The following is a 22,777-nucleotide window of genomic DNA, read 5'->3' as shown; positions in this document are numbered from 1 at the left end:
TTCACCCCCCGCCGCGGGGGCACGGGCCTCCCGGGGGGATACGGCGACCCGCGCTGAAGATGGCGGCGGGAACGTTGGTACCTCGTCGTGTCGAGCATCCTTGGGGTCCGCGTAGGGCTGCGGCCGGTGTCACGGTGACGGTCCGATCCCGGGTCCCGGGGGCATTCCCGAATCCGTGGTGCGGGGCAGGGGGGGGGGTAGTGGTCCGCTGTCCTTCGCGCTTCTCTGCCGCACCGCGCCGCGGTGACCACCGAGTCGCTCGCGCCGCAGCTGCCCGCCCGCGGTGTCGGCGTACGCGATCAGGTCGCCGTCCCACCGCAACTCGTGCGCGTGCCGGCGGTCAACCCTCGCCCGGACCGTCGTGGGCGCCCCGATGTGGGCGAGGGCGCCGGTGAGCGCCGCGAGATCCTGCGTGTCCTGGGCGCAGGATTCGACCAGGATGCGACGCGCCCCGAGCCCGGCATTGTGTACCGCCACCGCGGCCGGCAACCGGCCGGGGGACCTGCCGGTGCCGGCGACCGGCGATCGGGGCGGTGAACAAGGGAGTCTGCCGGATCGGCGGTGTGCGGGCGAAGGCCGCCACGATCCGCCGCCGGTCACCCCCAGCCCGCCCCGCATCGGCCGGTGCTTCGCGACCTGCCCGGTCCGGATCGGCTGTCCGTCGACGCCGTCGCGGGCGCGCTGCGCGCCGTGGCCGGTCCTGCCGGCGCGACCCACGCACGGCTCCTACCTGGTCGGAGCCTGCTCGGCGCGCCTACCCGAGAACCGGTGCCGCCTCGGTTACGGTCGCGGCAGCTCACGAGTTGAGGGGCGAGAGCGCCCCCGGTCATCGAGGGGGCGCCCGGCATGGAGACCGACGAACAGCTGCACCAGTGGGCGTGGCAGCTGCGCCACGACGGCCACGACTGGAGCGAGGTCGCCACCGAACTCGGCTGCACCGAAGACCTCGCCCGCGCCATGGCCGACCGGCACCGCCGCGACACCGAAGCCCAGGCCCAGGCCGACCAATTCTCGCTGTTCGACCTGTAACCCCGGCCGGATCTGCACTCCTCGGTGCGGCCACCCGCAGCGTGCCTCGGTGCTGCCGGTGACGTCGGTACGCTCGCCGCCGTCCCCAGCGGAACCGGCGCGCGCCCGCCCGAGAAGGCCGGATCCGTGCGGTTCGCGATACCTGGTCAGCAGCACTTTCGGCGGAGGCGATGCAGAGCTTTCCCGGAATGCTCCAGAGCATTACCCGTCCTGCTCGGCGAGGGCCCACCCTGCGGACTTTCTGGCCGAGATGTGAGTGCGCTCAGACAGAACCTGCAGCCACCGAACCGTGTGAGGCGATGTGGCGGCACACCAGCATGTGGTGAGCACCCCTTTGGAACCGATAGCCGACCTCGACGACTTCACCGGCGATGTCGTGGTTCCGAAGGTCGGTGAGGAGATCGTCCAGGCGCGGATAGCGAACCGACGATCCTGAGGCCACGAGCGGAAAGACCCGCAGGTCACCGCGGGCGACCCGCATCAGTTCGCGGATCGCGTCGAGGTGGAAGGTGTGGTCGAGGCGGTCGGAATAACTGAACAGCAGGTGTGAGCTGAGTACGAGATCGAAAGCGGCATCGGGGAACGGCAAGGACGGCAATCGCCCGGCGACGTAGTGGCGCGGATTCAGGCGGATATCGGCGGCGAATTCCTGGACCGCATGCCGGCGCACGCGTGCATGCTGGTCGGGGTCGGCGAAGAACGCCCAGTCGAAGTGCTCCGTGTGGGCTCGGATGTACCGGTTCCCACGTTCGGTTTCAGCTGCCGCAACGACGGCGAGTTGTTCGGTGTCGCGGTCGAAGTAGGCCCTATCGCAGGCCGTCACGTCGCCGCCGAGGCGGTTCACTGCGCTGGTGAACCCCGCGGCGCCGCCAGGACAGTCCAGGATTTTCCGGGACAGGTCCTCGTCGGTGAGGTGGAACATCGACCGGTACTCGTCCAGCGAACGGGAGCTGATCAGCATCTCGCCGATACCTGTCGCGTGGGCAGTATCGCCGTTGTGGGTCACGGGTGGTTCCTCTCGGATCGAGACCGCCTCACCCGCCGACCGGTATCACTGTCGTGCAGAGACGTGAGCGTCATCGACCGCGGAGAAGGCGGCCGGACAACACAGTTCACAAGGCCGCTAGAAGTACGGCCACCAGTGCTGTGTCAGGGTCATCACCGCCCTATTGCAACACGGCAAAGATCGAACCGGTGCACCGGTCAGAGTCGGATCGCCCGTCCGATCGATCAACGAATACGAGGCCATGACCTCTTTCGAGTTCGTGACCTCGTTCGTCGCAGTTCGTGGAACTGCTCGATCCGCGCCGCGATGGAGAACGGCACGCGGACACCCGTCCGACGCGCCCGCAGCAAGCCGCGTCCGCTGCGGCCGCGGTGACGGTGTCCTCGACAGGGCCCAGCTCCGGCAGGTTCGTCGCGGTGGCGGGCCCGGCGAACCGTGGCCGCTTCCCGGCGCCGAATTGAGGCGTTGTAGCGCTATAACGCCCGGTGCGGATCCTCTCAGGCTCCGTATGCCGCGGCCCGACCGGAATCTCCCTCCGGCTGCGCATTTCCCGGAGCGTACAGTCCTGCAGGCCAGCATTACTCGGCTACGCACGCCCGCCCCATGGCAGAATCTGCCGCCGGGCTGTCACCCGGTCGACACACCTGCGCGGCACCGGCACACCACAGGGGAGAGGGCCGACCGGCTGCGCCGTCGGCGCGACGGCTCGAGCACGCCGGCGCCGCGGTCATGGGTGATCCGTTGACCCGGGTGAAATCGGGCGTGTCTCACCACGAGGGCGGATCTGCCACGAGCCCGCCACTCGCCGTGGGATTCCGCAGCGAGGATTCGAGACCCGCCCCGCAGCCACGTCGAATGCCATCTCACCCGAGCGGGGCATCGGGCCATCGAGGGGCCATCCCAGAGGAGATGTGGCCACGAGTCTCGAGGCCCTGCAGTGTCGTCGACATCGTGCGCGGTCCTTGGTGCGCCTGCGGCGCACACCGAATCGAGCTCCGCTGCGCTCCGCCCTGTCGAAGAGCCTGATTTTGCCCTTCTGGCCTTCCGATTTTGACCGGCGGTCCGCTACGCGCAACCCCTGGGCGCTACGCGGCCTGACGGCCCGGAAAATTCTCTTCTCCGCTGCGCTCCGGCGAGATTTTTCCGTCCCAGAAGTTGCACTCCACGGCCCTCATGCCGGTCCAAATTCTCCGTGCCAGAAGGGCAAAAGAACAGGCGGACCCGCGCCGGTTCTCACCTCGAGCAGGAAGGTCGCCATGACCCCGTCGCAGACCCCGAGCTTTCCGAGCTTGACCACCCGCACCACCATCATGATCGCCGGAGCGTCGCAGCAGGTGCGGCTGGATGTGACCAGCGCCCTGACCGCAGCCGCGGCGGTGTTTGCCACGATCGGCGCGGTGCGGATGGTCTTCACCGACCCGGCGGTCGCCCGGGGCCTGGTTGCGGTGCTGCGCCGCCCGGCCACCGGCGGGTTTCTTATGGCACTGCCCGAGCAGTTCCTGCTGCGCCCGGACCGCTTCACGACCGACGAGCATCTGGTGACGGTGAACTGGTCCCAGGTCCCCACCTCCAAAGTCACCGCCGGTGGAGCGTTCGATTCGCAGCGTCGCCGTCACGTCCACTGGGTCGACGTCGAGGCCGGTCCGCTGACCTTCCGGTTCTTCGACAAAGCCGGACACACCGCGTTCGTCGCCGAGCTGGCCCGCACGGTGCAGGTGGCCCGGTCGGTGCTGCTCCCGGCCGACGAGAAGGCCCTCGCCCAGGGCGGTGGCCGCTGACCCCTCCAGCGAATTGTCCACAGTGAGTTATCCACAGTAGGGCCGGTTCTCCACAGAACCGGCCCTACCGCCTGTGTGCGCCCCGGTCGCGGCCGGGGCGGCCGGGCACACTGGCGTGCACCGAAGCAGTACCGACCAGAAGGAGGACGCGCTCGTGCACACCTGGACTGTCACCTGCGATCCGGCCGTCGCGCAGGCTTCCGGCACCGCCGCCACCGAAGTCGACGCCGTGATCGCCGGCGCCGCCGCATTGCGCCGCCTCCTACGTACCACCCGCCAGCCGGGGCAGGACTCACCCTTCGTGCATCTGAGCATCGACACCCGTCCCCGGATCGGGATCACGGCCGGGGTGGACGGTCCCGGCGCCGTGCTCGAGTGGATCGACGACTACGAACACCAGGCCACGCTGGCGGCCGCGGTCAACGACAGCATCCTGGACCGCACCCACCGCGAGGCGCGCTGACCCCGGATCCCACGCCGACCACGACAAGGACACGAGGAGCAGCTACCCCCAACCTGGACACCGAGCCGGCTCCGCGGCGCCCGGTCTCGCTGTTCCGGTCTCGTCGCCTCTCGTGGCCGCCGGGCCGGTACCGGAGCAGCAGAGGCGGATCCCGGAGCCGGTACTCGACCGGGTCCGGCGCCTTCCGGCGCACCGATGCGTCCGCGGGCCGCGGCTGTCGGACCGGGGTACCTCGTCTTCTCGCCAGGGCCGCGTCGGGACCACCGTGGCATGGGGGAGGTCGTCCACGAGGGCGCCGGTCGGACGGGGCGCACCGCACGACGGGGAGGACACCCCTCCTGAAGGACCTCGCCGCAGTGTCCGACCACGACGGTGGGGGCGCCGACGCGTTCGCCGAAGCGGTCGAGCCGGGTCACCCGACCGCGGCCTGGAGGCTACCGCGCCGGGACGGGTCCTGAATCGAGGGGAGCAGGCGCCGGTGCAGGTCCTCGAGCTCGTCGTCGCGCCGGCCGCGCTCGGCGGCCGGCTCGCCGAGCGCGCGGACGGTGAACCTGGTCGACGGCGCGGGCCGACAGGCCCGCCACCCGCCGGGTCCGGGCGAGCCGTTCCGCCGCCCCCGGGGAGGTGCCGTGGCGGGGGCGGCGAGGTCCACTAGCGTCGAGGAATGTCCTCCCTCGTCCCGACCGACTACGCCGCCACACTCGAGAGCATCAAGCGGCTCGTGCACGAGGCGCGCTACATCGCCCAGCGCCGGGTGAACACCGAACTGCTCCGGCTCTACTGGCAGATCGGTGCGACGATCATCGAGCGACAGAAGACAGCCCCCTGGGGCAGCAAGGTCCTGGCCCGGCTCTCCGCGGATCTGCGCGCCGAGTTCCCCGGGGCGAAGGGGTTCTCCCCGGCCAACCTCAAGTACATGCGCCGGTTCGCCGAGGCGTGGCCCGACCCCGAGGCAATCGGTCAACGACCCGTTGGCCAATTGCCCTGGGGCCACGTCATCGAGTTGCTCGAAAAGCTCGACGACGCCGAGTTGCGCGACTGGTACAGCGCCAAGGACCTCGCCCACGGCTGGAGCCGGCCCGTGCTGGCCCACCAGATCACCACCCGTCTGCACCTGCGGGAGGGGGCGGCCCCGTCCAACTTCCCGCACGCGCTCGAACGCCCCGATTCCGAGCTCGCGCAGCAGATCACCAAGGATCCGTTCACCCTCGAGTTCCTCGCCATCGACGGCGACGCCGTCGAGCGAGAGCTCGAGGATCGACTCGTCGAGCGCATCATCGACACCCTGCGCGAACTCGGACCCGGGTTCGCGTTCGTCGGCCGCCAGGTCCACTTCGAGGTCGAGGGCGACGACTTCTTCGTCGACCTGCTGTTCTTCCACGTCGAGCAACTCCGGTACGTGGTCATCGAACTCAAGACCACCAAATTCGACCCGCGCGACGCCGGCCAGATCGGCTTCTACGTCACCCTGGTCGAGGACCGGCTGCGCCGGCCGCAGCACCAGCCCACGGTTGGGATGCTCCTGGTCGCCGACAAGAACGAGTCCGTCGTCCGGTACGCCCTGGCCGGCACCACCCAGCCGATCGCCGTCTCCCGCTACGACCTCACCCCCGCCGAGCAGGCCGCGCTCCCCGCCGAGGACGCCCTCACCCGCGCGGTCGCCCTCGAGCTCGACGACCCCACCCCGCAGTAGGCACCCCCCTCGGCACCCCACGTCCCGGGGTGGATCCGGTGGGTGAAGAGGGGGTTCGTGTCCGACAGGGGGAGCGTGCGGTCCGGCAGCGCCCACCGCTGGAGCCGCCACGAGCAGCTCCCCTCCACAGCGGGGGGACAGGACCGGCGACATGGCCCCACGGAAGTCCCCCGCCGGCCGGCTCCGCGTCGTCCCTCCACGGCATCGGCGTGGTGCACACCTCGAGCAGCCGGGTTGCCACCGGCCTCGGCTCAGCAGCGGGGGATGCGGGCAGGACGGCATGGTGCGGTCGCCCTCGCGCGTCCCACGGCCAGCCCCACACCTGCGACCCGAGGCCGACCGCCGAGGCCTCGAAGTCCCACGCCACCAGATGATCCCGCTCGACCCACGCTTCGAACCCCGCGCTGCCGGCCCGGCGCCGGGCGCGGCACCGGCCCCCCGGAAAGCTCCGCTGCTCGCGCCGGGGTGCGAGCGCCCCGACCGAACCGGCTCGTCGGCCGCCGCCGGCAGCCACTACCCACGGCACCGTCGCTCCACACCGCGCTCGGCCCATGGGCACCGTCTCGACCCCCCGTCGGCCCAGCAGCCCTCCTCTGCATGTCCCGGCACCGAGGCATCATCTCCGGCCACATCCGTGAGAAGCGTGCCAACCCCGGCACCCGGTCCGGTGAGAAACGCGCCGCCCCCCCTTGGGCGAGAACCGGCAGCCGACCCCCGACCCGGGCATCGGGCCGGGCAACCCAATCGTTCGTACGTATCATGTTACGTACGAAACGGTACGTTTGAGGTAAGATCACGCGCGGCTCAGGAGGCGAGAGGGAGGGCGGGGCGATGACCGAGGGCAGTAGGGGAGGGCGGCGCCGCGAGTACGCCTCGGACGCGGACCGGGTCCGGGCCTGGCGGCAACGACAGAAGGAGGCGGCCCGCGCCGAGCGGCTCGAGGCGGCCACCCCGACCGATCCGGCCCAAGCCGTGTCCACCCTGGCCGAGGCGGTCCCGCTGCTGCGGCAGGAAACCCAGGCCGCCCTCGCACGCCTGAGCGAGGTGGCCGCGTCGATCACCGCGGCCACCGCGCTGCTGGCCGACCCGGCCGCGCTCGACGCGCACCTGCGCCGGGTGCAGGCCGACGCCGACAAGGTCCGCGCCGACGCCGGCGCCGAGATCGCCCGGCTGCGTGAGCAACTCGACGCCGCCTCCGACGACCGTGCCGACGCGGATGCGGCCGCGGCCGCCGCCGTCGCGCAGGCCGACGACGCCGCCACCGCGCTCGCCGCGGCCCGCCGCGAACACCAGAGTGAACTCGACCGCCTGCACGCCGACCACACCGCAGCCCTGGACGCGTGGACGACCCGGTTCGAGGAATCGGAGGCGGCGCACCGTCGGCGAACCGCCGACCTCGAGGCCCTCGTCGAGGAGCAGCGCGACCAGCTCGCCCGGCTCCGCGCCGCCGCCGATCAGGCCACCGCCACCGTCGGCCGGCTCGAAGCCGACCTGGCCGCCGCCCGCGCCGAGACCGCCGCCGAGCGCGATCGCACCGAGGCCGTGCGCGCCGACCTCGCGGCCGCCCGCGCCGAGACCGCCGCGGCCCGCGCCCAGGCCGAGGCCGCCCGCGAACGCGCCGACGAACTGCGCACCGAACTGCGCGACCTGCGCACCGCCGCCACGAGATCGGAGCCGACCGCACTGCGCTGACCTCCGAGGGCTGCACTCACCGTGGGGGCATAGATGGCCGCGAATCCGCCGGATCGGTGACGGGCGGATGCCGAGGCTGCCGGTCCGACCTCCCCGGGGGCCCCCAGGGTGCTGGTCATCCCGGTCGACGAGGGGGGACCGTGAATTGAGGTGCTCGGCTTCCTCCACCATTCCGAAGTCTGCAGAATACGGAGATCAATAATTCTCCGAACCTCATGTCCGCTACCCGATATCCCACACTGGAAGAGGCTGGCTATGCTCGATCCGACCAGATTCGGCGGGGTACCGGTGACGTTCGATCCGTCCCCACCGGTACGGTCACCGGCGGCACGGCGACGCCTGCGCGTTGTGTGCTCGGCTGTCCGCTCTGCGCGTCGACGGAGCCCGTCGAATGCTCGGTGTCGTCGCCGGCTGCCCTCATGTGATGGAGGTAACACCGAACCGGAGGAATAGGGAAGGGAGCGCGCCGTCACCACGCACGACGTTCGGGCACTGGCCGCCGGTGCTAGCCAGGCTCGGACATGCCTCGGCGGCAGTCGCGGTGTGTCGTGTCAAGCGTGCCGCCCTGCGTCACGGCTCATCCGTGTTCCGGTCCGGATAGAAAGCAGGAATCCGATTGCGCGGCCGTCGATCTGCCCGCGTAGGAGATCCCCGGTTTGCCGGTCGATCGGTGTGCTTCGACTCTTCCGGCCCTTCCGCGACAAACGGCCTACGCGGCGGACCCGAGATGAAATTCGGCGATCTTCAGATCGGTCAACTCCGAAACTCGCATCCCGGTGGTCACCGCGGTCTGCAGTAGTGCGTGGTCGTGGTCGCTCGGCCTGTGTGGTTCGGTCGGGTGCGGCCAGAGTGCGGAATTTTCCGCGGTCGTCAGGTGGTCACGTCGGTGCGTTGGCGTCGTTTCGGCGGAATGGCCAGGACGCGGCCGAACGTGCCGGCATGTTCCGGATAGCGATAGGCGGCGTAGGCGATCAGCGAATGCACCGCCAGTTGGGAATTGCGGGTGGTGACCGCGTTGCCGCGGTCCGCTCATCGCTGGAGCGCTACGCCGGTGACCCGTTGGTAGTCGTACCGCGTCAGTGAGGGAGATTCTTTGATGTCGACTTGCGTAGTGTCTCCGAGGGCGCCTCGCCGAACTTGTTGCGATAGGCCACAGCAAAGCGACCGAGGTGCGCGAATCCCCATCGGTACGCAGTGTCTGACACTGACGTCCACAACGCCGGGTTGCTGAGATCCGCGCGCACACGCTGAAGGCGGACCTCACGCAAATAGTAGGTCGGGGATACGCCGACGTAGCGTTGGAAACCGTCCTGCAGCGTCCGGGCGCTGACCCCTATCGCACGAGAGAGATCCGACATCGACCATGGTTGGTCCGGTTGCTGTTCGAGCAGGTCGATCGCCTGCTTCACTGCACGCGGCCGAGCGGGTCCGTGTGTGCTGAGTAGCAGCTCGGAATAGTTGTGCGGCTGGCCGACCAGTAAGCCGGTCATCACCAGTTCTTCGATTCGTGCAACCAGCAGCGGCTCGTGACCCGTCTCCGCGTCGCATTCCATCTGAGCTTGCAACAGCCTGACACTGTCAACCCAGGTGCGCAGTGACGGGGAGGTCAGATCCATGCTGAAGTCGAAGCACAGCGGTGCCTTGATCTCGCGGCACAGCAAACCTTCGAGCTGCCGTTCCAGGGCGTGGCGTTCGATGCGTACGAAAATCATGCTGTAGTCGGGGCTGAGGGTGATCATCGAGGGGTCTTCGGCCCGATACGCCACGCCGAGGGACGGTGTCGATGCAGCGGTCTCGTGCTTGCCCCGCTGAGCTTCCGCCTTTCCGGTGAGCGGCAGCGTGAAAAAGTACAGCGCTTTGGTCGTCGGCGCCTCCAGCGTGATACGAGATTCGTACCTCAAATACGCAAGAGTCGTGTTGCCGAGCTTGGCCGCGTTCATACGGGCATCCGAAGAAACCGCACCTGAGGCCTTGACGTAGTGCGGAACGAGTAGCCGCCCGCCGACATCGCGGATCACATCGAGGTCACCGGTACGGAACTGAGAGCAATGTGCGAGGGGTTCCGTCGACATGTAGAAAAATTCACCTCTACCTCTATGGTTCCCCCGCGCAAGCGCGTGCCATTGGGGGGCGGACGCACCGACCTACGCAAGTATGTTGTGACTCGCGTCACGACATTATACGCCAGATGCGGTTCGAGCGGATCGGTACCTCTGAACGGCCCCCGAACCGACGATTCCTCGGCGTGCCTGCTGCCGCATGCTCCGCGTGCTTCGATGGCGATGAGCCTCGCAGCGGTCCTCACCGTCCTCGCCGTCCGGTGTGTGCCACGCCGAAGCTGAGGACACGGCAAAATTATGGGAAGTCGTTTTGAACTCGTAAGTGGTGGGACGAGCGGCTTCGCCCACCACTGCCCATCACTGGTCAGCGACTAGTAGGACCTTGTTAGGTCTATCACGGTTGGGTGCGGGGTCTCGAGTTTCGGCGCGATCTTCGAGACGATGATCGGGTGGATGCCGCAGCCCTGTCCGAGGTCGATGAACGTCTCGATTCCTTTGTCGGTTAGGTGTTCTCGTCGCTGTCACGGAAGGACAGGATGGCGACGGCTGGGGTATACACGCGGGGGTTGATGCACAGTGGTGAGCGCAAGTCGATGCAGCCGATGGCGGCTCGGCTCGGTGTCGATCATTAGGGGTTGCAGCAGGTCGTGACCACCTCGCCGTGGAAAGTCGAGCCGGTACGGATGGTGCTCTCACGCAAGGCGTGCGAGCTCATCACACCGGACACGTGGGTGGTCGATGACACGGGGTTCGGCAAGGACGGCGGTTCCTCCCCGTGTGTGGCCCGGCAGTACTCGGGCACGTTGGGCAAGGTCGGCAACTGCCAGGTCGCGGTCAGTGTGCACGCCGCGTTCGACGCCGCGTCGTGTCCGTTGAACTGGCGATTGCTCCTTCCGTAAAGCTGGGACGAGACCTGCGCCGATGGTCCGGATACCGCGCGCGTCGTCGCGGCACGCCGGAAGAAGTCGGCGATACCCGACGGGGGAACGGCACCGGCGGAAATGGGAGATGGCGGTCGAGATGATCGACGAACTGATCGCTTGGGGCCGTCCCCGGCCCGATATCGTCGGTCACCGACGCCCGGCTACGGCGAGGGCGCACAGTTCCGCGCGGAACTCTCCGACCGCGATATCCCTTACATGGTGGAAGTCAAGGGGGCGACCGGCCTCGACCCGGCCGACGCCCAGCCCGAGACCCCGCCCCGAATCGGCCCCGGCCGCCCTTTCACCGCCCGTTACCGGGTGCCGAAGTCCAGCTGCAAGGACATGGTCATCGCCGCCGGACCGGATGCGGCACGAGACGTGTCGTGGCGGCGCGGCACCAAGACCACACCCGGCAATCCTGACGCCGTCATGCGCTCCCAGTTCGTCGCCCTGCGGGCCGACCCGCCGGCCACCGAGTCCCTCGCGCCACCGACGGGTCGGTCGAGCAGGTGTGGCTACTGTCCGAATGGCCCATCAGTGCAACAGAACCCACCGACTACTGGCTTCCACCCTGCCTGTCGACACCCCGATCGACGAACTCATCCGCCTTGCGAAACTCCGCTGACACATCGAACACGACTACCGCGAACTCAAAGTCGCCCTCGGTCTCGACCACTTCGAAGGCCGCTCCCGGCTCGGCTGGCACCACCACGCCACCCTCCTAACCGCCGCCCACCTGTTCCTGACCACTCTGCGACCGACCCAAAAGCCGGTGGGCAGGGCTGACCCTCTACGGCATCGTCCGCGACATCCAACGCGCACTCGCCATCTGGATCGGCACCTGCCCACTGTGTCACCACAGGCTTCCAACCTAACAAAGCCCTACTAGTCGGTGACGCCTTCTGCACGAGCAGCGGCGGCGACTGCCTCCGCGACAGCGGGGGCGACGCGAGGATCGAGCGGGCTGGGAACGATCTTGTCTACAGTCAGCTCGTCACCGACGACTGTGAGGATTGCCTCGGCGGCGGCGAATTTCATACGTTCGGTGATCCGGCGGGCACCGGCATCGAGCGCACCACGGAACACACCGGGGAAGGCCAGCACATTGTTGATCTGGTTCGGGAAGTCACTGCGCCCGGTGGCCACGATCGCCGCATGCTTGCGGGCGATGTCCGGGTGGATCTCCGGGTCCGGGTTCGACAACGCGAACACGATCGACTCCGTCGCCATCGTCGCGATGAGCTCCTCCGGCACGGTGCCCCCGGACACCCCGAGGAATACATCCGCCCCGTTAAGGGCTTCGACGATGCCGCCGCGGCGGCCGGTCGGGTTGGTGCGCGCGGCCAGATCCGCCTTGACCGCGTTCAGGTCCTGCCGGTCGGCGGAGACGATGCCCTTGGAGTCGAGGACCGTCACATCGGCGATCCCGGCAGCGAGCAGGGTGTTCGCGCAGGCCACACCGGCGGCGCCGGCACCGGAGATGACCACCCGCAACTCGTGGAGGTCGCGGTCCTGGACCTTGACCGCACCCTTGAGGGCGGCCAGGACGACGATGGCGGTGCCGTGCTGGTCGTCGTGCATGACCGGGCAGTCCAGGGCCTCGATGAGGCGCTTTTCGATCTCGAAGCAGCGCGGCGCGGAGATGTCCTCGAGGTTGACCGCACCGAAACTCGGGCGCAGCCGGGTCAGGGTCTCGACGATCTCGTCGGGGTCCCTGGTGTCGAGGACCAGCGGGATCGAGTTCAAACCCGCGAAGTTCTTAAACAGGGCGGACTTGCCCTCCATCACGGGAAGAGAGGCGCGCGGGCCGATGTCCCCGAGGCCGAGCACCGCGGAACCGTCGGAGACGACCATTACCAGGCGGTTGGTCCAGGTGTAGCGGTCGGCGAGGGTCTCGTCGAACGCTATCGCGCGGGAAACCTCGGCGACACCAGGAGTGTAGGCGATGGACAGGGCGCGCTGCGTATCGAGGGCGGTCGTGGTCTCGACCGAGAGCTTCCCCCCGATGTGGCCGGCGAAGATCTCCTCGTCGGTCAGCTCGACCTTCTGGGGTGCGGTCATTTCCGAAACGATAGACATGTCACTCCTGTGGTATGGGGTTCGGCGTGGATCTGGACCGAGCGATGATCGATGCCTGTGATTGAGATTCTGGGAGCACGCACCGTCCCGGAGATGATCATTCGGGAATCGGGATTGATCAAATGCCAGCCCGCCAACAAACTAGTTGGGAAGGTACACCAATGCTCACGGTATTGCAGGACCTGTCCAAACGATGAGCTGCGGTGCCTGCCCGACGTTGCTCGACAAGATTGTCCCGCGACAGCGCACGGCAGGCACTCGATATCATATAGTGCGCGAACGTCGCCGTCGATATGTCGACGTCTGTTGACAAACGCCGACCCAGAATGGGCGACGTCTGTTGACGCGCAACGCCTGTCACGAACGAGCGGGATCTGCTCACCGTAGTGTGGGCGACAGATGTGAAGGTCTCCGCGTATGAGCGGCAAGCGGATGCATACCGACATCTCTGCACAGTGATGGGCTTCCTCATTGTCTGTCTGCTTGGGGCGCACACCGAACGTGAGAACTACTGCGGGGAAGCCAGTTTGCGTTCCCCATCCCGCCCCGCGGCCAGTGCTCGGTGTTTGGAAAGGGGCAAATGCAGCCCTGTCGGCTTCCGTCGGTGGACTTCTCCCACTCCCGGATCCACCGTGTTCTCGTGGATTGCACATGAGGTAAGGCGACGGAGATAGGCGTGGTGGTGATTCTGTGCGGGAATGTGCAATGAGCCAGCAGGATCCTTCAATTCTCGTCTGGCCAAACGGATTGTTCGCGTCGCCGCGCATTGGGTCGATCGAGGCCGCGAAACTGGCGCTCCGACCGGATGCCATTGCACGTATCGTATTTTCTCGAGACCTGATCAGTCGCCCCATGCCGACATTGCACTGGCCAGGCACTCGGGATCTACGCGGTTGGATTCGCACCGCATGCCAATCCGGCTCCCCGACCTCGGAATAGGAGGAGGTAATCATCGTGCTGCCGCCCCTGGTGATCGTCGATTGTCCGGCCCTCACCCGCGCCCTGAAGGCACCGACCCTCCCGGGCCTCGATCCCACCTGCCCAGCTGTTCAATTCGACGAGGAGGTCCTCCATCGGCATCGTTTGGGTCACACTGTCCGCGGCTGCGTCTTTCGTCCGAAGCGGCGCCGATTCGGCGCGGTCACATCCGATCCGACAAGCGGCGTGGCGAGCTGAATCGCCTCCCACACCGTGGCGAACGGTGGGGTATGCGAGAGATCGATCGTGGCAGGGTCGTCGATGCTCATCATCGTCACGCCACCGCTGCCGGTGCCCGTGGGAGTCGTCAGCGTGTAGACGTGCTCACCGGTGTATATGGCGTCGTAAAGGCGGGCGGTCGTCCGGTCGGGGCTGCGGGATACCGGATGCGTGGTGACATCCGTCGCCCCTTCCCCGTGCAGCCAGAGCTCGCGGTCGACGCGCAGCGACTCGCTGTACTCGTCTCCGGTCATCGGGCGCGACGCGAAGTTGGCGGTGCGGTTGGCTTCGCCGTCTGCGGCGGTATTGACCTTGGTGCGGTCGACGGTGATCTCGGCGCCAGATTCGGTGGTGGTCATGGTGTTCCCTTCGGTCAGGACTATGAGGCAGCCTGAGCGAGCTGCAGGTGGTGCGGAGTGAGCGATGCGGCGGCGTCGAACCATCATCTGTGGGGGCCCGTCGAGCCAGCCGTTCCACGCCGTGCTGCCCCGAGACGGCACCGAGATTGTGGAAGGTGCTGCGGTAGAGGGCAGTGGGTCCGTCCGCGAGGCGCCGGACGCATCGAGGTTCACGCCGATGAGGATGACGTGTCACCGCCGTCGTAGGAAGCCCGGGGCGAACACGTCAGCGTCGCCGGATGGCCGGACAAGTGCGGGAGCGATCGGGGCGCCCGTGTTGAGCGATTCCGGCCATCCGGGTGCGTACGGCAACATCCCCTGACCGGTCGCATCGTGTCCGTCACCGGCGGACGGGAAGTTTCGGCGTCGGAGCTGGCGGCAATTTACTGCCCGGCATCTGTTCGGCAGAACTATCGGACGCAATCGACCGGACCCTCGTCTAACACCGGCGACCCTGCCCGGACTCGACGCGAAAGGCACAGTGGAACAACCCAACACGAGACGGCGGATGATCAGCCACGGCCATGCGCCCGTCCCATGCCGTACACCGAGGCTCGCAGTGACCAGAGCCGTGAATCGGTGTTTTCGGGCTTAGCCACTCACTCTGCGGCACCGTACAGGCTCCGGTCTTGCGCCGCCCCCCTTATAGGTTGGTCGGCGTGACGTGCCGAGAACTCTGCCCTCCTGTTCTCCGGGGGGATTCGTTGGCCGCAGTCCTGCGGCCTGGTGCCGTCAAAGAGCACGGGCGGCTACCCTGCGTTGTGTACGCGTCGGCGCCACCATGGCCGTCAGGCCCAGTTACGGTGTTATCAACGCTTTGAGGAATCCTTCTTCACGCGTAGTGAACTGTTCAGCTGTAGAAGGTAATTCGGACAGGCTTACGCGATGTGTGAGCACCGCAGTGGGATCGATCACATTGTTTTCGATGAGCTGCATCGCATGCCATTGGGCGGTGTGGGCATTGGCGAATCCGTTGAGCACCAACCTTAGGTTCTTGAAATGCATGTCGAAGAGTGACACCGGGTGATCGCGCTCGACGTAGACGCCACCGCCGCTGATCGTTCCGCCGGGCCGTGCGAGAGCCACCGAGAGATCGAAAGCGTCACCGCGGCCCGCAAACTCAACGACCTTGTGTACTCCGTGCCCGTGTGTTGCATCGAGGACCGCCTGGATTGACGTGTTTACAGCGTCCGCGCTGGCATCCATCGGCACCGCACCGAGTAATTCGGCTCGTTTGCGGCGGAAAGGCACGGGATCGAACGCGTACACCGTTGCGTTGGTGTGACGGCGGACCAGGTCGAGTGCCAACAGGCCCGTGGCCCCGCAACCGACGACCGCGACGGTATCGGTCAGTTCGATCTCTGCCGCGTGTACCGCGATTGCGGCTGCCGGCAGGTTGCATGAGAGGAACGGAACGACGTCATCGGGGACCGAGTCGGGAACATGCTCGAGGTGGTCGTCTGCCAACGGTGACCGTACATACTCTGCGTGGCTTCCCCCGAGGTCTCCGAATGCTGTGCCGAAGCCGTAGATCGCCTTGCCTGAGGTCAGGCAATGCGCGGTCTGGCCAACTCTGCAGGACTGGCAGCGACCGCAGCTGACCGAGTAGGGAAATGTCACCCGGTCCCCGACGGCGAAGCGGTTGACGGCTGATCCGACTTCGACCACCTCGCCGCAGATCTCGTGCCCTAGTGTTGTGTGACCGGGCGCAACAAGTTCCTCGACCTCGCCGTTGTAGAGGTACAGATCGGATCCGCACATGGATGTGGTGATCATCTTGATGATGACGTCGCCTGGCTGTTCGATGCGTGGATCGGCCACCTTCTCGATCCTGACGTCCTTGGGTCCGTGGTAAACGGCTGCTCGCATGTCTGCCTCCCTTCTCGGGTAGTGAGTTGACTTACCCGAAACGGTCGTAGTGGATGGTATCGATTGATTGGCCGCCTGTACTCAGTAGCTTCAGGACTGCGTCTACCATTGGCGGTGGTCCGGCCAGGTAAATCCGCCCACCTGCGAGGCTGTCGGCATGTGCGGCGAGCGCGTCGGTCACGTAACCGCTGGACGTTGAGACGTCCGCGGACGGAGTCGATGAGGTGGTGTGAAGGCGACCGTCGGGCAGTCCCGCCAGGAGGTGGGCCAGTTGCGACCGACCGACCAGTTCGGTGACGGATGTTGCGCCGTAAAAGGCCCGCACGGGACGGGGGTCGTTGGTTGCCGCCAGTTGGTGCGCAAGGGCGAGTATCGCCGACACTCCTGTGCCGCCGGCAATCAGGAAGATGGGCCGCTCGTCTTGGCGTAGCCACATGTCGCCGTATGGCAACTCGATGGGAACAACCGACCCCAGGGGCAAGGAGAAGAGGCGTTCGCTACCTCGACCGCCCGTGTAGCGCTTGGCGATGAACTCGACGTGATGATTCCCGGACGTGGCCGCCATCGAATAACATCGCCGTAGATCCGGGCCGAGTTCGAGAACTGCGAATTGGCCTTCTCGGTACTCTGCCCGCCGATCGAGCCGGAAACGGAACCGGCGGATGTCGGGAGCGAGCTCGTCCACCTGCGCCAAGTGCGCGGTGTAGTCGCCGGTTCCGAGATGAGTCCGCGGGGATTCATCGGTCCGGGTTGCCTTGACGACAAGGTCTGAGCCGGCCGCGCTTTGGCACGCCAGGATTCGTCCTCGCCTGGCGTCCCGCGGATGAATCGCTGGCGCGGTGTCGAAGAGCGTGTCGGTCTGGCCCTCGATGAGCGTGAGCTTACATGTCCCACAGGCTCCCCAGCCGCACTCGAAGGGCAGCCAGACCCCGGAGCGCCGGGCAGCGGCGAGAATGCGCTCACCCTTGCGGATTTCGAACTCCTCACCGCCCGGCGTCACCCGTACTCGATAGGCTGATGTCACGGCTCGTTGTCCCCGGACGGCACCATGAGGCCGCAGGCCTGCAGGTGCTGATGCTGTGCGGATGCGACGGCCTCGGTCAGTTCGATGGCCGCCAATGGCTGTGGCGCCTTCTCGAACATCTGACCGAGATTACTGACGGCCTCGAGCATGAGCGGTTGCCATTGCGCGACCCAGCCGCCGAGCACGTCCGCCAGCTGCGGGTCACGCTCGAGGGAGTACCGGACGAGCGCGGCTGACCAGGTCTGACTGCGAGTGCTGTCTTCGCCGAACTCGGTGAAGAGCGTCCGCAGGAACTCGTCTCCGTTCTCCCCGGCCAGAGCGGCGAACTGCACGTTGAACACCGTGTCGAGAAGTGGCTTGATCACGAGGTTCAAGGCCGCAAAGCTTTCGCCCCAGTCGTACGCGATCAGGAGCCGTTCCAATGCCTCGCGCGTCGGCTGCCACAGGGGATCGTGTTCCCAGCTGGTCCGCGCGACGTCCGTGGATGCGAGCCGGTCCCCGTGGGTGTTCGCGAGAACCTTGGTCCAGTAGGCCACGCGCTGAATGCGGCGCAACTCATCCGCGGCCTGGAAGTTAGCGCAGTTGGTGATGAAGGATGATGGGGCCATCTGGCCTACGTACAGTCCCGTCATCTGCAGGATGTGCAGCGGAAAGCGTAGTGGTACGAGTAGCCGTTCGAGCGTCGCCACCCACTCCGGAGTCAGGCCCCGGGCAGACTCAGCGTGTTCGTGTTGGTCGATGAGTTTGTCGACGAACACTTCCCGCTCGTCCTGCAGTGCGACGTAGTCCTTATAGGTGAGTTTGTATGGGTCGCGGAACTGCTCCCAGTCCTCTACCTGGAATGGTGATCCTTCCCGGTGCTGCAGATACCAACCGTTGAGGGGCATTCCTGCATGTTCGAACGGTTGCGGATTGCGACGGAAGTGGGTGTGAAACTTCGATGTGACGACCTCGTACGGCGACGGCTTGCGTCGCACATCCCCCAATAGGCTCCATGTCTTGGGTTTGGGTTTGATCCGCGCGTTGGACGCCATCTCAATCTTTCCTTTCCAGAAACCAAATGATCTCATCGTCTTTGACCTGCTTCATGCGACCTGCGAATCCGCTCAGTGCTGGTTCGAGTTCCACCAGTGGAAAGGCCCGCCCGAGTTCGCGCTCCAGGCTGAGTTGGGTGAGCCGGCAGTACTCGGGTACTTGAATGCGGACATACCCTCCCTCATCGTGAACCTGGACATCGGAGTCCGGATTGTCAGCGATGATGGCTTCCGCAACGGCGTCGGCGAGATCCATGTCGAGTCCGCGCATGAGCGGTCCCACCATCTTGAGTGTCACGTCTGTCATCTCCGCCTTCTAGCTGTCATTCGCTCGGTTGTGGTGTCGTACGCCGTCGCACGGTATTCCAACTTGGATCTGTTCATCGGCGACGCGGACGGGGAACCGGTAGAGCCGGCAGCCTGTGGGATTGAGCCCGTCTCCAGTTCGCATGTCGAACTGCCAGTGATGTCCGGGACATTCGAGGACACCCGATTCGTCGTTCCAGTTCCCGTCGGCGAGCAACACTTCCTGGTGCGGACACATGCCCTGGAAAGCCAGGATCTCGCCACCGGCGTGGTGCACCAACAGAACCTGCTCCCCATGCAACTCCACGTCGATGATGTCGCCTTCCCACAGTTCACCGAGTTCGAGTGCGTCGGCCCATCCGACCTCGACGTCACTCATCGATATCCCACCTGCAGCACATCGAGCGGGGCTACCCCCGCATCGGCCACGGTGGCGGTTTCCGCCAGTACCTGGCCGTGGAACCGGACTTGCAGAGGCCCGGACTGGGGAGCGACGCGTCGGCCGGCGGCGTGGTGTGCAACCTTCTCCGCGACGACTGACATCGGGTCCGCGTCGTCGATCGGTATGAGCATGACGACGAAGTCATTATCGAATATCCCTTGTACAGGATACAAAGCCATCTCGAGCACCCTTCTTTCAGCTGAAGCGGCCGCTGCCGGGTTGGCCGGCGAACGCCCACGCGTAGTTCGTTGCGTCCTGTCCTTGTTCCTCCGGAGACAGACTCATGTAGTCCAGGGCGCCGTCGATAGTCGGTGGCTGGATGACCCCGCTCAAGAAGCGATCGATGATCGTGAGTTGCCCGGCGAAGCGCTCCGGGTTCTGCTCATAGACCCACTTGCATGGTTCTGAACAGAAAACGAGGCGCCGATCCTCCGTGTCGACCATCAGCGGCTCGGGGGTGTCCAACTTGCCGACTAGGAATCCGGCTGGGTTGACGAGCGGGATCTGGCACATGTTGCAGACCATCGGAAACGTTTCTGGCAGTGTGAGTTCGGTCTTGCCGGCGCGGACGTTCTCCGTGATGACGTCCCACTGCTTGCCGAACGTATCGTTCCAGCCGGGGTACTTCTCCTCGAGCCATACGCGTTCCTCGGGCGAGACACCTGCATCAGGGTTCCACCAGACGGTCGGTCGCCACGTCCATACGCCAAGATGAAGGCCGTGGTGATACCAGTCCAACTCCTCGAGGAAGTAGTCCTTCCAATACCACGGAACCTCGAGCCCGAAGTCTCGGAACTGGTCCATGAACTGTTTGATCACCATCTCGCTCATGAACTCCTTGAACGAATGCTTGCGGTGCTCAAGGGGCGTGTAGTAGTCCATTGACAAACCGGTCAGCAGAGCGAAGATGTGCCAGGTGCGCCAGAACATATGATCGACGAGCTTTTGCGCGATGTCCGCTTGGCCGTTGGCGATGAGGACCTTGATCGTCGGTTCCCCCTGCTGAGCATGCCGGGCCTCGTCCGTTTGGATCGACGAGATCAAGGATGCGAAATCGACATCGCCGACCTTCATCGCGTCGGCGGCCATTCCGAGGAACTGCAGGTTCGTGAACCCGGTCTCGAAGGTGAAGGTCAGCTGGATGGCCGTGGATACAGCGTCATTAGCCGTGAACATGTCGTCGAAGAGGCTGCGCGCTGCGATCGCGCCCCATTCGTTCGTATGAAGCGCCTTGTGCGCCCAGTCTGCTCGAGGTTCCTTTGCCAGCAGTCCGTGGGGAACGAATGTCTGGATCTGGCCGTGCCTGGTCTCGTCGAGCGTCCCGTAGGTGGCCATGTTCCGCCACGCGGCACAACGACCGAACCGCCCCATGCGGGCTTCACCGATACCGGCGAGATACTCAGGAACTGCGATGGCACCGTAGTGCGCTAGGATCGCCGATTTCCATCCGGGGTCGAGGCTTTCGTACATCGCCGACCGGGCGAGTATGGAATTCACTGCGTATACCGATACGTCTTTGTCGACCTGATTGTGGACGTACTCCGGATATGTGATCTTGTACGGTTCGTCCCAGGTCCACCACTGTTCCGCAGGTACGCCGTAACTGTTGGACTGAACCTGCGGCCACACCTGGTCTTCCTCGACATATCGGAGTGTCCAGTTCATGTCCCGCGTTAGGTCGTACCATTCGGATCGCGCCAATTGTGGCATGTTGTGTCCTTACCCTTCTTCTTGTTGTGCGGACCGGAGGCGGCGAGATCCACGTCCGCTGTGGGGGAGTCTCATGGCCTCGGGCGCGGGTGCCCTGCATCGGGCTCGTATTGGTGATGTGAAAGAGAACGTTCGTCGAATGCGTCCGACAAGTAGAAGGCACAGATCCGGCGGATTGGGCCGTCCGAGCTGCATGCCGACCCAGGCGCTTCCGGTGTGGCCTAGGGGGAATCAGCCAAGGCGACGTCTCTTGTTCTATCGGGGCTTACGCCCTGCAGCGAACGGTTGCGTAACGATTGCTGCGTTCGATTCTCGTACGTATCCCACTGTCAAATCAAATGCAGCAAGAGTGCCGCGGGCGACTTCAGTCACCCGAGGTGACCGAATGCGCAGTCGGTAGTTCTCGCCGATCTGATCCCGCCTATCCGTGCGTTCGATGTATGACGAAGGTGTGCAGCACAACGAGCGTGCCGTCCCCGAGGCGGGATGGTCGAATAGCAACCTCGGCTTCGCCGATGGGGAGGGTGTCGTCGACGACCAGCGAGAACTCGCACCGGTCGTATCCGGGCGCACTCACGTATATCTCGATCACATTGGTGCCGGCACATGAACCATGCGCCAATATCTCGAATCCTCCCTCGGGTTCGGCGTCGAGAAGTACACCCCACACTCCGACGACGGCGCCGGGCACCGCGATGCCATCCTCGCCGACAATCTCACCTGCCAGAAGGATTTCAGTTGTCCCGATGTCAATTTCACGCATCGTGAGCGCCACAGGGGAGGCGAGGTGTGTGGAGTTTTCGCCGGGTGACGTGACGCTGGTGACAGCCATATGAATCCTCCTTTTTCTCAGGTCGGCAGTCCTATCGAGTCTGATCCATGCGGGGAACGCCGGGAATGCACATGAAGCGGGACGATTACACAGGTACACAGAGTAATTCGCACGCTTCGGCAGTCGCGCCGCGGATCGGCATGCGACCAAATGGCCGTCATTGCACGTACCAGTCCTCCGTTGTCAATCAAGTCCTTCGCGGGTCCCGGACCAGGCGGCTCGATCCGTCCAACCAATGCGCGTTCTCCGTCAATCCATGACCGGAAGGGGCGTTGGTGTGCCGGCGCGGCGTTTTGTACCGTGTCGGGGCTTGACGGAATATCGCCATGACGCTCGATCTTCTTTCATAGCTACGTCCCATTGTGTCTCGCTCCTGTGGCAAGACGTTAGATGCGTCACACGTCGGTGACTGTCCACCGTGCGCAGGGACTGTCCGGATCGCGCAGAGACTTCGGAATCGCGGGGTTTGTCGTTTACTACGTTCCTTGCAGGGTTTTGCGTCGGCGGTTGCCCGCCTTCGGTTGTCGGTATATCGGCCGAGGTGTCGGAAACCCCAGCGGTAGACCATATGGGCGACCGCATCCTGGAACGGATCCGGCCTGAATCAGGTCCTGATGGGTGTGTTCGAGCTGGATTCCTCGGAGAAGGTCAGCGGTGAGTGACCGTGTACCGCGTAAATCCGTCCTGCATGATGCGCACGCTGGCGCCGACGAAGTGTGCCCAGTTCGCTGACGGTCCACGGCTCCTCGGGGCGGGCGTGGATCGGTTCGATGGCCAGCCCCCCGACACGGGCATCGCGGCGCTCCGAGGAAGCCCGCAGGAAGGGGTCGATTCTCCGCGCTCTCGACACCGTGAAGGTGGGGGAGGTCGGGCGCATCGTCGCGCCCAGCGCGGAGCCCCGGAGTACCGCCCAGCGACTGCGGGAGGCGAGCAAGGTCCTGGGTCTGTCGCTCGGCCAGCGCCTCGACTACCACTACCCGCAATTCCAGTTCGATGAACAGCGTCACGAGGTGAAACCGATCGTCGCGTACGCCAACGTGCGGTTGGGCGCGGTCGGTGATCCGGGGTGTGGCCTCGTGGTGGATCAGCCCGAGCGAGCTGTTCGACGGACAGTCGCCACTGGATCTGCTCAAGCAGAACAGGCTGACGGAGATCGCGGTGGACAACGTCGCCGCCGACGACGCCGAAGGCATGTGAGTGCGGGCCTACAACAACAGACCCGCGGAAACAGCGTTAATACCC

Annotated in this window: 18 protein-coding genes and 2 pseudogenes; 7 read left to right on the top strand and 13 right to left on the bottom strand. The window is 65.7% G+C overall.

Translation table 11 applies throughout. The features are described 5' to 3' along the window. Positions 1–129 precede the first annotated feature (129 nt). Positions 130–717 (bottom strand): hypothetical protein, encoded by a 588-nt coding sequence (locus Q7514_RS31450; protein WP_017681400.1) that lies wholly within the window; start codon positions 715–717, stop codon positions 130–132. Positions 718–846: 129 nt separating this feature from the next. Here Q7514_RS31450 and Q7514_RS31445 point away from each other — a divergent pair, with 129 nt between their 5' ends. Then, a complete protein-coding gene (locus tag Q7514_RS31445; RefSeq protein WP_006936872.1) occupies positions 847–1,029 on the top strand; it encodes a hypothetical protein in 183 nt (60 codons plus the stop codon). Positions 1,030–1,291: 262 nt separating this feature from the next. Here the strand turns inward: Q7514_RS31445 and Q7514_RS31440 are convergent, their stop codons facing one another. Further along, positions 1,292–2,035 carry a methyltransferase domain-containing protein gene (locus Q7514_RS31440; protein WP_017681401.1) on the bottom strand — a complete coding sequence of 248 codons (744 nt, stop codon included), beginning with the start codon at positions 2,033–2,035 and terminating at the stop codon, positions 1,292–1,294. Positions 2,036–3,291: 1,256 nt separating this feature from the next. On the opposite strand from Q7514_RS31440, the gene Q7514_RS31435 reads away from it, so the two are divergent. The 4 genes from Q7514_RS31435 (at position 3,292) to Q7514_RS31420 (ending at position 7,661) form a co-directional block, all read left to right on the top strand. Next, the gene (locus Q7514_RS31435; protein ID WP_017681402.1) at positions 3,292–3,813 is read left to right on the top strand and encodes a hypothetical protein; all 522 of its coding nucleotides are present in this window, start codon (positions 3,292–3,294) and stop codon (positions 3,811–3,813) included. Between the two features lie 154 nt (positions 3,814–3,967). Further along, positions 3,968–4,276, top strand: a complete 309-nt coding sequence (locus tag Q7514_RS31430) for a hypothetical protein (RefSeq protein WP_026137924.1) — start codon at positions 3,968–3,970, stop codon at positions 4,274–4,276. A gap of 664 nt (positions 4,277–4,940) precedes the next feature. Further along, a complete protein-coding gene (locus Q7514_RS31425) occupies positions 4,941–5,969 on the top strand; it encodes a PDDEXK nuclease domain-containing protein (RefSeq protein ID WP_330137165.1) in 1,029 nt (342 codons plus the stop codon). Positions 5,970–6,800: 831 nt separating this feature from the next. Beyond that, positions 6,801–7,661, top strand: coding sequence for a hypothetical protein (locus Q7514_RS31420; RefSeq protein WP_330137164.1), 861 nt, complete (start codon positions 6,801–6,803; stop codon positions 7,659–7,661). A 1,076-nt stretch (positions 7,662–8,737) separates the two neighbouring features. On the opposite strand, the gene Q7514_RS31415 is transcribed toward Q7514_RS31420, so the two are convergent. Continuing rightward, the gene (locus Q7514_RS31415; protein WP_330137163.1) at positions 8,738–9,679 is read right to left on the bottom strand and encodes an AraC family transcriptional regulator; all 942 of its coding nucleotides are present in this window, start codon (positions 9,677–9,679) and stop codon (positions 8,738–8,740) included. A gap of 548 nt (positions 9,680–10,227) precedes the next feature. Between Q7514_RS31415 and Q7514_RS33345 the strand changes: the two are divergent. Beyond that, positions 10,228–11,428, top strand: a pseudogene (locus Q7514_RS33345) (IS701 family transposase); the annotation flags it as partial. Between the two features lie 101 nt (positions 11,429–11,529). Here the strand turns inward: Q7514_RS33345 and Q7514_RS31395 are convergent. The 10 genes and pseudogenes from Q7514_RS31395 to Q7514_RS31350 form a co-directional block, all read right to left on the bottom strand. Further along, positions 11,530–12,723 carry an NAD(P)-dependent malic enzyme gene (locus tag Q7514_RS31395; protein ID WP_330137162.1) on the bottom strand — a complete coding sequence of 398 codons (1,194 nt, stop codon included), beginning with the start codon at positions 12,721–12,723 and terminating at the stop codon, positions 11,530–11,532. A gap of 1,217 nt (positions 12,724–13,940) precedes the next feature. After that, positions 13,941–14,279: pseudogene (locus tag Q7514_RS31390) on the bottom strand (4-hydroxyphenylacetate 3-hydroxylase N-terminal domain-containing protein); the annotation flags it as partial. A gap of 837 nt (positions 14,280–15,116) precedes the next feature. Next, complete coding sequence (locus Q7514_RS31385; RefSeq protein WP_330137161.1) at positions 15,117–16,187, bottom strand: alcohol dehydrogenase catalytic domain-containing protein; 1,071 nt, start codon at positions 16,185–16,187, stop codon at positions 15,117–15,119. A 31-nt stretch (positions 16,188–16,218) separates the two neighbouring features. Beyond that, positions 16,219–17,211, bottom strand: a complete 993-nt coding sequence (locus tag Q7514_RS31380; RefSeq protein WP_330137160.1) for a 2Fe-2S iron-sulfur cluster binding domain-containing protein — start codon at positions 17,209–17,211, stop codon at positions 16,219–16,221. Then, positions 17,208–18,245 carry an aromatic/alkene monooxygenase hydroxylase subunit beta gene (locus tag Q7514_RS31375; protein ID WP_330137159.1) on the bottom strand — a complete coding sequence of 346 codons (1,038 nt, stop codon included), beginning with the start codon at positions 18,243–18,245 and terminating at the stop codon, positions 17,208–17,210. The genes Q7514_RS31380 and Q7514_RS31375 overlap by 4 nt, the downstream gene beginning before the upstream one ends. Before the next feature lies 1 nt (position 18,246). Then, positions 18,247–18,552, bottom strand: coding sequence for an MmoB/DmpM family protein (locus Q7514_RS31370; protein ID WP_159927694.1), 306 nt, complete (start codon positions 18,550–18,552; stop codon positions 18,247–18,249). A 9-nt stretch (positions 18,553–18,561) separates the two neighbouring features. After that, on the bottom strand, positions 18,562–18,930 hold the full coding sequence (locus tag Q7514_RS31365) for a Rieske 2Fe-2S domain-containing protein (RefSeq protein WP_159927696.1): 369 nt from the start codon (positions 18,928–18,930) through the stop codon (positions 18,562–18,564). Further along, positions 18,927–19,172: a toluene-4-monooxygenase system B family protein gene (locus Q7514_RS31360; RefSeq protein ID WP_330137158.1), complete on the bottom strand. Its 246-nt coding sequence runs from the start codon at positions 19,170–19,172 to the stop codon at positions 18,927–18,929. The genes Q7514_RS31365 and Q7514_RS31360 overlap by 4 nt, the downstream gene beginning before the upstream one ends. Before the next feature lie 16 nt (positions 19,173–19,188). Continuing rightward, positions 19,189–20,658 (bottom strand): ferritin family protein, encoded by a 1,470-nt coding sequence (locus tag Q7514_RS31355; protein WP_330137157.1) that lies wholly within the window; start codon positions 20,656–20,658, stop codon positions 19,189–19,191. 466 nt (positions 20,659–21,124) lie between these two features. Further along, positions 21,125–21,535, bottom strand: coding sequence for a hypothetical protein (locus tag Q7514_RS31350; RefSeq protein ID WP_330137156.1), 411 nt, complete (start codon positions 21,533–21,535; stop codon positions 21,125–21,127). A gap of 1,068 nt (positions 21,536–22,603) precedes the next feature. On the opposite strand from Q7514_RS31350, the gene Q7514_RS31345 reads away from it, so the two are divergent. Further along, entirely contained in the window at positions 22,604–22,732 is a 129-nt protein-coding gene (locus tag Q7514_RS31345) for a hypothetical protein (protein WP_330137155.1), read from the top strand. Positions 22,733–22,777: the final 45 nt, after the last annotated feature.

This window comes from Rhodococcus artemisiae (assembly GCF_036327795.1).
GTDB classification, from domain to species: Bacteria; Actinomycetota; Actinomycetes; order Mycobacteriales; family Mycobacteriaceae; genus Rhodococcus; species Rhodococcus artemisiae.
The sequence above is the reverse complement of the archived record's forward strand: the minus strand, read 5'-3'. Positions and strand labels throughout refer to the sequence as shown.

Excerpts from the sequence above, each read along its gene's own strand:
- Q7514_RS31375 (WP_330137159.1), bottom strand. The coding sequence starts at position 18,245 with ATGGCGTCCAACGCGCGGATCAAACCCAAACCCAAGACATGGAGCCTA.
- Q7514_RS31370 (WP_159927694.1), bottom strand. The coding sequence starts at position 18,552 with ATGACAGACGTGACACTCAAGATGGTGGGACCGCTCATGCGCGGACTC.
- Q7514_RS31355 (WP_330137157.1), bottom strand. The coding sequence starts at position 20,658 with ATGAACTGGACACTCCGATATGTCGAGGAAGACCAGGTGTGGCCGCAG.
- Q7514_RS31445 (WP_006936872.1), top strand. The coding sequence starts at position 847 with ATGGAGACCGACGAACAGCTGCACCAGTGGGCGTGGCAGCTGCGCCAC.
- Q7514_RS31395 (WP_330137162.1), bottom strand. The coding sequence starts at position 12,723 with ATGTCTATCGTTTCGGAAATGACCGCACCCCAGAAGGTCGAGCTGACC.
- Q7514_RS31360 (WP_330137158.1), bottom strand. The coding sequence starts at position 19,172 with ATGGCTTTGTATCCTGTACAAGGGATATTCGATAATGACTTCGTCGTC.
- Q7514_RS31420 (WP_330137164.1), top strand. The coding sequence starts at position 6,801 with ATGACCGAGGGCAGTAGGGGAGGGCGGCGCCGCGAGTACGCCTCGGAC.
- Q7514_RS31425 (WP_330137165.1), top strand. The coding sequence starts at position 4,941 with ATGTCCTCCCTCGTCCCGACCGACTACGCCGCCACACTCGAGAGCATC.
- Q7514_RS31350 (WP_330137156.1), bottom strand. The coding sequence starts at position 21,535 with ATGGCTGTCACCAGCGTCACGTCACCCGGCGAAAACTCCACACACCTC.
- Q7514_RS31385 (WP_330137161.1), bottom strand. The coding sequence starts at position 16,187 with ATGCGAGCAGCCGTTTACCACGGACCCAAGGACGTCAGGATCGAGAAG.
- Q7514_RS31365 (WP_159927696.1), bottom strand. The coding sequence starts at position 18,930 with ATGAGTGACGTCGAGGTCGGATGGGCCGACGCACTCGAACTCGGTGAA.
- Q7514_RS31435 (WP_017681402.1), top strand. The coding sequence starts at position 3,292 with ATGACCCCGTCGCAGACCCCGAGCTTTCCGAGCTTGACCACCCGCACC.